Genomic DNA, 12570 nt, shown 5'->3' on the forward strand with positions numbered 1-12570 from the left:
GCCCGCCCGGCGCGCCCGTCCGCCCCGACGCCGCCACCGACGAGGGTACGGAGGAGCACGCGTGACGCCCGAGGAGATCCTGACCGTCGACCGGGCCCGCGTCTGGCACCCGTACGCGGCGCTGCCGCCGGCGCAGCCGCCGTACGTGGTGCACAGCGCCGAGGGCGTCCGGCTGCGGTTGGCCGACGGCCGGGAACTGGTCGACGGGATGTCGTCGTGGTGGGCGGCGATCCACGGGTACCGGCATCCGGTGCTGGACGCGGCCGTCACCGACCAGCTCGGCCGGATGAGTCACGTGATGTTCGGCGGGCTCACCCACGAGCCGGCGGTCCGGCTGGCCGAGACGCTCGTCGAGCTGGCCCCGCCGGGGTTGGCGCACGTCTTCCTGGCCGACTCGGGGTCGGTGTCGGTCGAGGTGGCGATCAAGATGTGCCTGCAGTACCAGCGGGCCACCGGCCGGCCGCGGCGTCGCCGGCTGGGCACCTGGCGGGGCGGCTACCACGGCGACACGTTCCACCCGATGAGCGTCTGCGACCCGGAGGGCGGGATGCACCACCTCTGGGGCGACGTGCTGCCCCGGCAGGTCTTCGCGCCGGTGCCGCCCGGCGGTTTCACCGACCCGCCCGACCCGGCGTACGTGACGGCGTTGACCGACGCGGTCGCCCGGCACGCCGACGAGTTGGCGGCGGTGATCGTCGAGCCGGTGGTGCAGGGGGCCGGCGGGATGCGGTTCCACCACCCCGGGTACCTGCGGGTGCTGCGCGAGGTGACCCGGGCGCACGGGGTGCTGCTGATCTTCGACGAGATCGCCACCGGGTTCGGCCGGACCGGGTCGATGTTCGCCGCCGGGCACGCCGGGGTGACCCCGGACGTGCTCTGCGTGGGCAAGGCGCTCACCGGTGGCTACCTCACCCTGGCGGCCGCGTTGTGCACGCCGGAGGTGGCCCGGGGCATCTCCGCCGACGGGGTGCTCGCCCACGGGCCGACGTTCATGGGCAACCCGTTGGCCTGTGCCGTCGCCAACGCCTCCCTGGGGCTGCTGCGGGCCGGCGACTGGGCGGCCGAGGTGGCGCGGGTGGGTGCGGGGCTGCGGGCCGGTCTGGAGCCGTTGCGGGGCGCTCCGGGGGTGGCGGACGTGCGGGTGCTGGGCGCGATCGGCGTGGTGCAGCTGGACCACGAGGTGGACCTGGCGGCGGCGACGGCCGCCGCGGTTGACCGGGGCGTGTGGCTACGCCCCTTCCGCGACCTGGTGTACGCGATGCCGCCGTACGTGGCCGGGGACGACGACGTGGCCCGGATCGCGGCCGGGATCGCCGCCGCCGTGGCGGCCGGCTGAGTGCCGGGGCGGAACTGGGGCGGCGACCGTCGTCCCGCAGCAGCGGAGTACGAGACGAGAGGGAGTAACGGATGGAGACCTTCGGAACCCGTCTGCACCGGGCGGTGGCCGAGCGCGGGCCGCTCTGTGTGGGCATCGACCCGCATCCGGGTCTGCTGGCCCGCTGGGGCCTCGCGGACGACGTCGACGGTCTGGAACGGTTCGTCCGGACCGTCGCGGAAGCGCTTGGTGACCGGGTTGCGGTGTTCAAGCCTCAGTCGGCCTTCTTCGAGCGATTCGGGAGCCGCGGGGTGGCGATTCTTGAGTCAACTATCCGACAGTTACGTGATGTTGGCGCGCTCGTTCTCCTTGACGCCAAGCGTGGCGACATCGGCTCGACCGTCGCCGCGTACGCTTCCGCATACCTTGATCCATCCAGCCCGATGTATGTCGACGCGCTCACGGCGAGCCCCTACCTGGGAGTAGGTTCGCTGGCCCCGATGTTCGAGACGGCGGCCGCGCACGGCGGCGGAGTCTTCGTGTTAGCGCTCACCTCGAACCCCGAGGGGGCGGACGTGCAGCGTGCCGTCACCCCCGGTGGGCGTACCGTCGCACAACTTGTTATCGATGAGATTTCCCAGCTCAACAGGGGTGCTGAGCCGCTGGGCAGCATCGGATTGGTGGTCGGCGCGACCATCGGCGACACCGGTCACGACCTGTCGCGGGTCAATGGCCCACTGCTCGCTCCGGGCCTCGGCGCGCAGGGTGCGACGGCGGCCGATCTACCCACCGTGTTCGGTCCGAGCCTGTCCGCAGTGTTGCCGTCGTACTCCCGGGAGGTACTCAACGCGGGTCCCGACGCCGACGCGTTGCGGGCCGCGGCGGCCCGGTTGGCGGCCGACTGCCGGCACATTCTGGCTGCCGGACACTGACTGACGGCTCGGTCACTTTACGTTGATCATCGCGCGTCCACGTTGCCGAAAACTCCGCCGAACGCTAGTTTTCCCCGCGCTGGGAACCACGGACCCCTTTGGTTGCCAGCGACACCACGTTTCACAGAGCGGCGGTGCGTTCCGCCCGTCGCGATAGGGACCTGAGGAGAACTGGTGCCGCTCCCGTCACTGACCCCCGAGCAGCGCGCTGCCGCGCTGGAAAAGGCCGCGGAGATCCGCAAGGCCCGTGCTGAGCTGAAGGAGCAGCTCAAGCAGGGCAAGACCACCCTGGCTGCCGTCCTTGCGCGAGCCGAGTCCGACGACGTCGTCGGCAAGCTCAAGGTGTCGGCCGTGCTGCAGGCGATGCCGGGTATCGGCAAGATCCGGGCCACCCAGATCATGGAGAAGCTCAAGATTGCCGACAGCCGCCGCCTGCGTGGCCTGGGCGAGCAGCAGCGCAAGGCGCTGCTTGGAGAGTTCGCCGCCAACTGACCGTCGCAGCAGGTACAAACAAGCGGTGAGCACGGATGAGGAGGCGTGCCCGGCGGCACGGCTCACCGTCCTGACCGGACCTTCGGGTGCCGGCCGGGGCGGTGTGGTCGAGGCGGTCCGGGCGCGTTCTCCCGCCGTGTGGGTGCCGGTCCCGGTGACCACCCGGGCGCCTCGCACCGGCGAGTCCGACGGCCTCGACCGGCTCTTCCGGGAGCCGGCCGAGTTCGACCGGATGATCGCCGCGGGCGAGCTGCTGGAGTGGTCCCGGGCCGGGCCGTACCGCCGGGGCACCCCGCGCGCCCCGCTGATCGACCGGCTGGCGCGGGGTCGGCCGGTGCTGCTGCCGCTGGACCCGCCCGGGGCGCTCGTCGTCCACGAGGCCCTGCCGCAGAGCAGCCTGGTGCTGCTGCTGCCGCCCGGACACCGCCCGGACCCGGCCCTGGTGGCCGTCGCCACGCGCGTCGTCCACCACGACCGCACCGAGCGCGCCGCCGCTGAGCTGGTAGGCTTGCTCGGTTCGTCCTAATCTGGCTCCCGCCCGGCCACCGCAGCGTGGTCGGGCGACCGGCCGCCCCGCGCGGCCGAGCTACCAGCCACTTCAGAGGCAGAGGTATTTCGTGGGATCCATCGCCAACCCCGAGGGCATCACCAACCCGCCGATCGACGAGCTGCTCGAGAAGACCACCTCGAAGTACGCGCTGGTGATCTTCGCCGCCAAGCGGGCGCGTCAGGTCAACGCCTACTACAGCCAGCTCGGCGAGGGCCTGCTTGAGTACGTCGGCCCGCTCGTGGAGACCACCCCGCAGGAGAAGCCGCTCTCCATCGCCATGCGCGAGATCAACGCGGGCCTGCTCACCGCCGAGCCGACCGACCAGCCGTAACCCCAGTACCCCCGATGTCCGCCGAGATCGTGCTCGGAGTCGGCGGTGGCATCGCCGCCTACAAGGCGTGCGAGCTGCTGCGGCTGTTCACGGAGTCGGGCCACCGGGTCCGGGTCGTGCCCACCGCGTCGGCGCTCCGCTTCGTCGGGGCGCCGACCTGGGCGGCGCTGTCCGGCCAGCCGGTCGCCGACGACGTCTGGTCCGCGGTGCACGAGGTGCCCCACGTGCGGCTCGGCCAGCAGGCCGACCTGGTGGTGGTCGCGCCGGCCACGGCGGACCTGCTCGCCCGGGCCGCCCACGGCCTCGCCGACGACCTGCTCACCAACACCCTGCTCACCGCCCGTTGTCCGGTGGTGCTCGCCCCGGCGATGCACACCGAGATGTGGGAGCACCCGGCCACCGTCGCCAACGTGGCCACCCTGCGGGCCCGGGGGGTACGGGTGATCGAGCCCGCCGTCGGCCGGCTCACCGGCGTCGACAGCGGCAAGGGTCGGCTACCCGACCCGGCCGAGATCTTCGCCGTCGCCCGCCGGACCCTCGCCCGCGGCGTCGACGCCCCCGCCGATCTGGCCGGCCGGCACCTGGTGGTCACCGCCGGCGGCACCCGGGAACCCCTCGACCCGGTCCGTTTCCTCGGCAACCGCTCCTCCGGCAAACAGGGCTACGCGTTCGCCCGGGCCGCCGTCGCCCGGGGCGCCCGGGTCACCCTGATCGCCGCCAACGTCTCGCTGCCCGATCCGGCCGGGGTCGACCTGGTCCGGGTGGGCACCACCGAGGAGCTGCGGGTGGCCACCCTGGCCGCCGCGGAGGCCGCCGACGCGGTGGTGATGGCGGCGGCACCGTCGGACTTCCGACCGGCGACCTACGCGACCGGAAAGATCAAGAAGTCGGACGACGGCAGCGCGCCGACCATCGCGCTTGTCACCAACCCCGACATCGCCGCCGAGTTGGGCCGTCGCCGTCGACCGGAGCAGGTGCTGGTGGTGTTCGCCGCCGAGACCGGCGACGCCGAGGCCAACGGCCGGGCCAAACTCGCCCGCAAACGCGCCGACCTCGTCGTCGTCAACGAGGTCGGCGTCGACAGGGTCTTCGGCGCCGAAACCAACGCGGCCACCGTCATCGGTGCCGACGGCAGCGTGCACCACCTGCCCGAGCAGGCCAAGGAGGACCTGGCCGACCGGGTCTGGGACCTCGTGCGCGACAGCTGGTCCGTCCAATCCTGAACGGTGGATGCCGGCTCGTCCGGTCGTAAGCGGTACACGAGGGTGATTAGACTGCTGCGCAACGATTATCTAAAGAGCTTAGGAGTGCCGTGACACGCCGCCTCTTCACGTCCGAATCGGTCACGGAAGGCCACCCGGACAAGATCGCCGACCAGATCAGCGACGGGATCCTCGACGCCCTGCTCACCCAGGACCCGCACAGCCGGGTGGCGGTCGAGACACTGATCACCACCGGTCAGGTCCACGTCGCCGGCGAGGTGACCACCAAGGCGTACGCCGACATCCCGACCATCGTCCGCGAGACGATCCTCGGTATCGGCTACGACTCGTCGAAGAAGGGCTTCGACGGCGCTTCCTGTGGCGTCAGCGTCTCCATCGGCGCGCAGTCGCCGGACATCGCCCAGGGCGTCGACAACGCCTTCGAGTTGCGGACCGGGGCGTCGGAGAGCGCGCTGGACGCGCAGGGCGCCGGCGACCAGGGCATGATGTTCGGCTTCGCCTGCTCCGAGACGCCCGAGCTGATGCCGCTGCCGATCGCGTTGGCGCACCGGCTGGCCCAGCGGCTGTCCGCGGTGCGTAAGGACGGCACGATTCCGTACCTGCGGCCCGACGGCAAGACGCAGGTCACCATCGAGTACGAGGGGCTGCGCCCGGTGCGGCTGAACACCGTCGTGGTGTCCAGCCAGCACGCCGCCGACATCTCCCTGGACTCGCTGCTCACCCCGGACGTGCGGGACCACGTCATCGCCCCGGAGCTGGAGAGCCTGGGTCTGGACACCGAGGGCTACCGGCTGCTGGTCAACCCGACCGGCCGGTTCGAGATCGGTGGCCCGATGGGCGACGCCGGTCTGACCGGGCGGAAGATCATCGTCGACACCTACGGCGGGTACGCCCGGCACGGTGGCGGCGCGTTCTCCGGCAAGGACCCGTCCAAGGTGGACCGTTCGGCGGCGTACGCGATGCGGTGGGTGGCCAAGAACGTGGTCGCCGCCGGCCTCGCCGAGCGTTGCGAGGCGCAGGTCGCGTACGCGATCGGCAAGGCCCACCCGGTCAGTCTCTTCATCGAGACCTTCGGCACCGAGACGGTGCCGGTGGCCGCGATCGAGAAGGCCGTCGGTGAGGTCTTCGACCTGCGTCCGGCCGCGATCATCCGGGACCTCGACCTGCTGCGCCCGATCTACCGGCAGACCGCCGCCTACGGTCACTTCGGCCGGGAGCTGCCGGAGCTGACCTGGGAGAACACCGACCGGGCCGCCGACCTGAAGTCGGTAGCGGGCGCCTGACCGGCACCACGCCCAGCGACCGGCGACCCGCTGACGGGTCGCCGGTCGCTCGGGTTTGCGTCGACGTCGCGCTGCCGCACCTCGACCGTCCCTTCGACTACCTGGTTCCCGCCGGGCTGACCGACGACGCGGTCCCCGGGGTGCGGGTCAAGGTCCGCTTCGCCGGTCAACTGGTCGACGGGTGGCTGCTGGAGCGGGTCGACACCTCCGCGCACGACGGCAGGCTGGCCTACCTGGAGAAGGTGGTCTCGCCGGAGCCGGTGCTCGCCCCCGAGGTGGCCCGGCTGGCCCGCGCGGTCGCCGACCGGTACGCCGGCAACCTCGCCGACGTGCTCCGGCTGGCCGTCCCGCCCCGACACGCCCGGGTCGAGAAGGAATCCTGCGCCGACCCCGACCCGGCCGACCCCGACCCGGCCGGCGGCGGCCCGACGCCGCCCCCCGGGGACGACCCGGACCCGCGCGCCGGGGACGGACTGGATCCGCCCGGTGCCGCCGGCACCAACCCGCCCGGTGCGGCCGGCGTCGTCCCGCGCGATGCGGCAGGTGCCGCTCCGCCCGGCGTCGACCCGCGTGGCTGGCGGGACTATCCGGCCGGCCCGGCGTTCCTGACGGCGCTGGCCGACGGGCGGGCCCCCCGGGCGGTCTGGTCGGCGCTGGCCGGGGAGGACTGGGCGGCCCGCTACGCCGACGCGGTCGCCGCCACCCTCGCCGGTGGGCGGGGCGCGGTCGTGGTGGTCGCCGACGCCCGGGACCTCGACCGGCTCGACGTGGCGCTGACCGCCCTGCTCGGCCCCGGGCGGCACGTGACCCTCTCCGCCGCGCTCGGGCCGGCCCGCCGCTACCGGGCCTTCCTGGCCGCCCGGCGGGGCGACGTGCCGGTGGTGATCGGCACCCGGGCCGCCATGTTCGCCCCGGTCGACCGGCTCGGTCTGGTGGCGATCTGGGACGACGGGGACGACCTGCACGCCGAGCCCCGGGCCCCCTACCCGCACGCGCGGGAGGTGCTGCTCACCCGGGCCCGGCTCGCCGACGCCGCCGCGCTGGTCGGCGGCTGGACCCGGACCGCCGAGGGGCAGTTGCTGGTGGAGACCGGGTGGGCCCGCGAGGTGGTGGCGGACCGGGCGACCCTGCGGGCGCGTACCCCGGCGATCGCCCCGACCGGGGACGACCCGCAACTGGCCCGCGACCCGGGCGCGGCGACGGCCCGGCTGCCCAGCCTGGCCTGGACCACCGCCCGGGACACCCTGCGTGCGGACGCGCCGGTGCTGGTCCAGGTGCCCCGCCGGGGCTACCTGCCCTCGGTCTCCTGCGCGGACTGCCGCACCCCGGCCCGCTGCCCGCACTGCGCCGGCCCGCTGGCGCTGCGCGCCGCCGACGCCCCCCCGGCCTGCCGCTGGTGCGGCCGGGTCACCGCCGCGTACGCCTGCCCGCAGTGCGGCGGGCGGCGGCTGCGGGCGGCCGTCACCGGGGCCCGCCGGACCGCCGAGGAGTTGGGTCGGGCGTTTCCCGGTGTGCCGGTACGCACCTCGGGCCGCGACGAGGTGCTCGCCGCCGTGCCGGGCGGTGCCGCGCTGGTCATCGCCACCCCGGGCGCCGAACCGGTGGCCGACGGCGGGTACGGCGCGGTCCTGCTGCTGGACTCCTGGGCGCTGCTTACCCGGGCCGACCTGCGGGCCGGCGAGGAGGCGCTGCGGCGGTGGCTGTCCGCGGCGGCGTTGGCCCGTCCCGCCCCGGCCGGTGGGAAGGTGGTGGTGGTCGCCGACGGGGCGCTGGCCCCCGTGCAGGCGCTGCTGCGCTGGGACCCGGGCTGGTTCGCCGCGCGGGAGCTGGCCGAGCGGCGGGAGTTGGGCTTCCCCCCGGCGGTGAAGATGGCCAGCGTCACCGGGGGCGCGGAGGCGGTGACCGACCTGCTGGCGCAGGCCCGGCTGCCGGACGGGGCGGAGGTGCTCGGCCCGGTCCCCGCCGACGAGGACCGGGAACGGATGCTGGTCCGGGTGCCCCGGTCCCGGGCCGCCGCGCTGGCCGGGGCGTTGCACACCGCCGCCGGCGTCCGCAGCGCCAGGCGGGCCGCCGAACCGGTCCGCCTCCAGGTCGACCCGCTCAGTCTCTTCTGAGTCACCGATCAGTTCCGTCGGGTGCCCGGCCAGCCCGCCGTCGCACCCCGGGTCCGCCGGACGGCGGGCGTACGCGTGATAGCATCGCCCGTCATGCCCGGGCGCACGAATGGCGCGACGAAGGCGGAACGCGTCGGGTCGACGCCAGATCGATGATGTCAATCAGCCGGTGAGCAGGGGTGGACCAGTCGTGACCGTTCGTCAGTCGATCGTCTTCAACGGTGACCTCGGCAGCGGCAAGAGCACCGTCTCCGTCGAGATCGCCAAGCGGCTGGGCCTGCGCCGGGTCAGCGTCGGTGACCTCTACCGGCAGATGGCCCAGGAGCGCCAGATGACCGCGCTCCAGCTCAACCTGCACGCCGAGCTGGACCAGGCCGTCGACGGCTACGTCGACCAGCTCCAGCGCGACATCGCCGCCTCCGGCGAGTCGCTGGTGATGGACTCCCGGCTGGCCTGGCACTTCTTCACCGACGCGCTCAAGGTGCACATGATCACCGAGCCGGCCGAGGCGGCCCGCCGGGTGCTGCTGCGCCCCTCCGGGCCGGCCGAGAGCTACACCTCGCTGGCCGAGGCGGAGGCCAAACTGCGCGAACGCAGCGACAGCGAGCGCAACCGGTTCATCCTCCGCTACGGCGTCGACAAGGCCCGGCTGCGCAACTACGACCTGGTCTGCGACACCACCCGGGCCTCCGCCGAGGAGGTCATCACGCACATCGTCGACGCCTACGAGGGCCGGCTCGCCGCCGACGTGCTGCGCGACGCCCCCCCGCTGCTGCTGCTCGACCCGGCCCGGGTCTACCCCACCGAGGACGTCGCCACCCTGCGCGGGCTCGACGGGTCCGGGCTCGTCGAGGAGTTGGCGGCGGCCGGCGACGAGGCCCTCGCGCCGCTGCGGATCGGCTTCACCGGCGAGTACTTCTTCGTCGTCGACGGGCACCGCCGGCTCAGCGCCGCGCTGCGCAGCGGCTTCCGGCTGGTGCCCGCGCAGCTCGTCGCCGAGATGGACGAGCCGGTCGTCGGGCAGACGAGCGCCGTCGACTACTTCGCCGCCCACGTGCGCCCCAGCCTCGTGCACGACTGGGAGGCCGCCCACGGCACCCGGCTCCCGCTGCCCGCGCACGCCCTGCTCGGCGGGGACGCCGTACTGGCCGGCGACCCGGGGGCCGGCGCCTGAGCCGGCCGCACACCCCGATCACCACCTGTCGCGGTACGCCGGCCGGTGCCGCCGCCGGACTCCGTAGACTGGTACGGCACCACGCCGTCCAACGAAGGAGCCACCCCGCGTGACCGTCCAGCCCATCCGTCTGTTCGGGGACCCGGTGCTGCGCACGCCGGCCGATCCGGTCGTCGACTTCGACGTCGAGCTGCGTAGGCTCATCGCCGACCTCACCGACACGATGCGTGACCGCAGCGGTGCCGGGCTGGCCGCCCCCCAGCTCGGGGTGGGCCTGCGGGTCTTCACCTTCGAGGTGGACGACGTGCTCGGCCACCTGGTCAACCCGGTGCTGGAGTTCCCCGACACCGAGGAGCAGGACGGCCCGGAGGGCTGTCTGTCGATCCCCGGGCTCTACTTCGACACCAAGCGCCGGCAGAACGTGATCGCCAAGGGCTTCAACGGCTACGGCGACCCGTTGCAGATCGTCGGCACCGGGCTGATGGCCCGCTGCGTCCAGCACGAGACCGACCACCTCGACGGGGTGCTCTTCGTCGACCGGCTGGACCCGGCCGGGCGCAAGGAGGCGATGAAGGCGATCCGCCAGGCCGACTGGTACGACGAGGCCGCCCCGCCGACGGTCAAGGTCAGCCCGCACGCCGCCGGCAACCCCTTCGGCCTGGGCCGGTGACCTCCCCGATGCGTCTGGTCTTCGCCGGCACGCCGGCGGTCGCCGTCCCCGCCCTAGCCGCGGTGCACGCCTCCGGACACGAGGTGGTGGCCGTGGTCACCCGCCCCGACGCGCCCGCCGGTCGGGGCCGGGGCGTGCTGCGTTCCCCGGTCGGCGTCTGGGCCGACGAGCACGGCGTCGAGGTGCTCACCCCGGCCCGCCCCCGGGAGCCCGAGTTCCTCGACCGGCTCCGTACGCTGGCCCCCGACTGCGTGCCGGTGGTCGCCTACGGCGCGCTGGTGCCCCCGGCGGCGCTGGAGATCCCCCGCTTCGGCTGGGTCAACCTGCACTTCTCGCTGCTGCCCGCCTGGCGCGGCGCGGCACCCGTGCAGCACGCGGTGCTGCACGGCGACGAGCTGACCGGGGCCAGCGTGTTCCAACTGGAGCAGGGGCTGGACACCGGACCGGTCTACGGCACGCTCACCGACGAGATCCGCCCCACCGACACCTCCGGCGACCTGCTGGAGCGGCTCGCCCACTCCGGTGCCGGGCTGCTGGTCGCCGTCCTGGACGCGATCGCGGCGGGCACCGCCCGGGCCGAACCGCAGCCCGCCGACGGGGTCTCGCTGGCCCCGAAACTGACAGTGGACGACGCCCGGGTGCGGTGGGGCGACCCCGCGTTCGCGGTCGACCGCCTGGTGCGTGCCTGCACCCCCGCGCCCGGCCCGTGGACGACGTTCCGCGGCGACCGGGTCAAGCTCGGCCCGGTGACCCCGGTCGGTAACGGCCCCACCCTGAAACCTGGAGAACTGCTGGTGGAGAAGTCCCGCGTGCTGGCCGGCACGGCGACGGTGCCGGTGCAGCTCGGTGAGGTGCGCGCGGCGGGCAAGAAGGCCATGCCGGCGACCGACTGGGCGCGTGGCGTCCGGGTCGGCGTCGGGGAGGAGCTCGCGTGACCGGGCCGACCGCACGCCCGGACCGTCCGGCCGACACCGACCGGCGCGGCGACGACCGGCGGCCGTCCGGCGGCACCCGGGGCGACCGCCCCGCCCGCACCGACGGTCGGGGCGACCGGGCCGGGGCCGACCGGCGTGGCGGGCGACCCGGCCGACCGGTCCGCCCGGCAGTGGACCTGCCCCGGTACGCCGCCTACCAGGCGGTCGCGGCGGTGCACCGCGACGACGCGTACGCCAATCTGGTGTTGCCGGCGATCCTGCGCGAGCAGGGGCTGGCCGGGCGGGACGCCGCCTTCGCCACCGAGCTGACCTACGGCACCCTGCGGCAGCTCGGCACCCTCGACACGATCCTCACCGCCGCGGCCGGCCGGGACGTCGCGCGGATCGACCCGCCGGTCCGCGACGCGTTGCGGCTCGGCGCCTACCAGCTGCTGCACACCCGGGTTCCGGCGCACGCCGCCGTGTCCTCCACGGTGGACCTGGTCCGCACGGTGGGGGAGGGGGCCACCGGCTTCGCCAACGCGGTGCTGCGCGAGGTGGCCGGCCAGGACGTCGACGCGTGGACGGCCAAGCTCGCCCCGACGATGGCCGCCGACCCGGTCGGCCACCTGGCCGTCACCTACAGCCACCCGCAGTGGATCGTGCGGGCCTTCGCCGACGCCCTCGGCGGTGACCTGGGCGAGGTGACCCGCCTGCTGATCGAGGACAACGAGCGCCCGCCGGTGCACCTGTGCGCCCGCCCGGGCCGGGTCGACCCGGTCGAGCTGGCCGACGAGGTCGGCGGCGCGCCTGGCGCATTCTCCCCGTACGCGGTCTACCTGGCCGGTGGCGCGCCCGGTGACCTGCCGGCGCTGGCCGACGGCCGGGCGCACGTGCAGGACGAGGGTTCCCAGCTGGTGGCGAACGCGCTGGCGACGGCCCCGCTGGACGGTCACGACGGTCGCTGGCTGGACCTGTGCGCCGGCCCCGGGGGCAAGGCGGGCCTACTCGGCGCGCTCGCCGCGCAGCGGGGTGCCCGGCTGACGGCGGTGGAGGTCTCCGAGCACCGGGCCCGGCTGGTCGAGCAGGCCACCCGGGGTTTGCCGGTGAGTGTGCTGCACACCGACGGGCGCACGGTCGGTGCCGATCCGAAACTGCCGGAGGGGCACTTCGACCGGGTGCTGGTCGACGCCCCGTGCACCGGGCTGGGGTCGCTGCGCCGCCGGCCCGAGTCGCGCTGGCGGCGGCAGCCGTCGGACCTGCCGCCGCTGACCCGGTTGCAGCGTGAACTGCTCACCGCCGCGCTGCGGGCGGCCCGTCCGGGTGGGCTGGTCGGCTACGTCACCTGTTCCCCGCACACGGTGGAGACGCACGTGACGGTCACCGAGGCGGCCCGCCGCGCCGGGGTGCCGGCGGACTTCGTCGACGCCCGGACGGTCCTGCCGCCGGGCATGCCCGGTCTGGGCGACGGCCCCACCGTCCAGCTCTGGCCGCACCGCCACGGCACCGACGCCATGTTCCTGGCCCTCCTCCGCCGCACCTGACCCCGCCCTGCCCCGTCCCCGTCACCGT

General features: G+C 74.4%; 11 protein-coding genes and 1 pseudogene. All 12 read left to right on the forward strand.

Going from position 1 to position 12570, the window contains the following annotated elements; genetic code table 11:
• The first annotated feature begins 61 nt into the window (after positions 1–61).
• The 12 genes and pseudogenes from Q2K16_RS31670 (at position 62) to Q2K16_RS31725 (ending at position 12542) form a co-directional block, all read left to right on the forward strand.
• Positions 62–1336, forward strand: coding sequence for an adenosylmethionine--8-amino-7-oxononanoate transaminase (locus Q2K16_RS31670; protein ID WP_302742283.1), 1275 nt, complete (start codon positions 62–64; stop codon positions 1334–1336).
• Positions 1337–1407: 71 nt separating this feature from the next.
• On the forward strand, positions 1408–2247 hold the full coding sequence (gene pyrF, locus Q2K16_RS31675; protein ID WP_302742284.1) for an orotidine-5'-phosphate decarboxylase: 840 nt from the start codon (positions 1408–1410) through the stop codon (positions 2245–2247).
• A 174-nt stretch (positions 2248–2421) separates the two neighbouring features.
• Positions 2422–2739: an integration host factor, actinobacterial type gene (mihF, locus tag Q2K16_RS31680; protein WP_067309448.1), complete on the forward strand. Its 318-nt coding sequence runs from the start codon at positions 2422–2424 to the stop codon at positions 2737–2739.
• A 25-nt stretch (positions 2740–2764) separates the two neighbouring features.
• Positions 2765–3296, forward strand: a pseudogene (locus tag Q2K16_RS31685) (nucleoside/nucleotide kinase family protein); the annotation flags it as partial.
• A 60-nt stretch (positions 3297–3356) separates the two neighbouring features.
• A complete protein-coding gene (gene rpoZ / locus Q2K16_RS31690) occupies positions 3357–3620 on the forward strand; it encodes a DNA-directed RNA polymerase subunit omega (RefSeq protein WP_007075826.1) in 264 nt (87 codons plus the stop codon).
• Between the two features lie 14 nt (positions 3621–3634).
• Entirely contained in the window at positions 3635–4843 is a 1209-nt protein-coding gene (gene coaBC, locus Q2K16_RS31695; protein WP_302742296.1) for a bifunctional phosphopantothenoylcysteine decarboxylase/phosphopantothenate--cysteine ligase CoaBC, read from the forward strand.
• A gap of 89 nt (positions 4844–4932) precedes the next feature.
• Positions 4933–6126, forward strand: coding sequence for a methionine adenosyltransferase (gene metK / locus Q2K16_RS31700; RefSeq protein ID WP_302742298.1), 1194 nt, complete (start codon positions 4933–4935; stop codon positions 6124–6126).
• Positions 6127–6197: 71 nt separating this feature from the next.
• Positions 6198–8240, forward strand: coding sequence for a primosomal protein N' (locus Q2K16_RS31705; protein WP_302746685.1), 2043 nt, complete (start codon positions 6198–6200; stop codon positions 8238–8240).
• A gap of 190 nt (positions 8241–8430) precedes the next feature.
• A complete protein-coding gene (locus Q2K16_RS31710; protein ID WP_302742300.1) occupies positions 8431–9414 on the forward strand; it encodes an AAA family ATPase in 984 nt (327 codons plus the stop codon).
• A gap of 109 nt (positions 9415–9523) precedes the next feature.
• Positions 9524–10084 carry a peptide deformylase gene (def, locus tag Q2K16_RS31715; protein ID WP_302742302.1) on the forward strand — a complete coding sequence of 187 codons (561 nt, stop codon included), beginning with the start codon at positions 9524–9526 and terminating at the stop codon, positions 10082–10084.
• Positions 10085–10092: 8 nt separating this feature from the next.
• Positions 10093–11019, forward strand: coding sequence for a methionyl-tRNA formyltransferase (gene fmt / locus Q2K16_RS31720; protein WP_302746686.1), 927 nt, complete (start codon positions 10093–10095; stop codon positions 11017–11019).
• On the forward strand, positions 11016–12542 hold the full coding sequence (locus tag Q2K16_RS31725; protein WP_302742304.1) for an RsmB/NOP family class I SAM-dependent RNA methyltransferase: 1527 nt from the start codon (positions 11016–11018) through the stop codon (positions 12540–12542). The genes fmt and Q2K16_RS31725 overlap by 4 nt, the downstream gene beginning before the upstream one ends.
• Positions 12543–12570 lie beyond the last annotated feature (28 nt).

This window comes from Micromonospora cynarisoli (assembly GCF_030518815.1).
GTDB lineage: Bacteria > Actinomycetota > Actinomycetes > Mycobacteriales > Micromonosporaceae > Micromonospora > Micromonospora wenchangensis.

Excerpts from the sequence above, each read along its gene's own strand:
- coaBC (WP_302742296.1), top strand. The coding sequence starts at position 3,635 with ATGTCCGCCGAGATCGTGCTCGGAGTCGGCGGTGGCATCGCCGCCTAC.
- fmt (WP_302746686.1), top strand. The coding sequence starts at position 10,093 with ATGCGTCTGGTCTTCGCCGGCACGCCGGCGGTCGCCGTCCCCGCCCTA.
- pyrF (WP_302742284.1), top strand. The coding sequence starts at position 1,408 with ATGGAGACCTTCGGAACCCGTCTGCACCGGGCGGTGGCCGAGCGCGGG.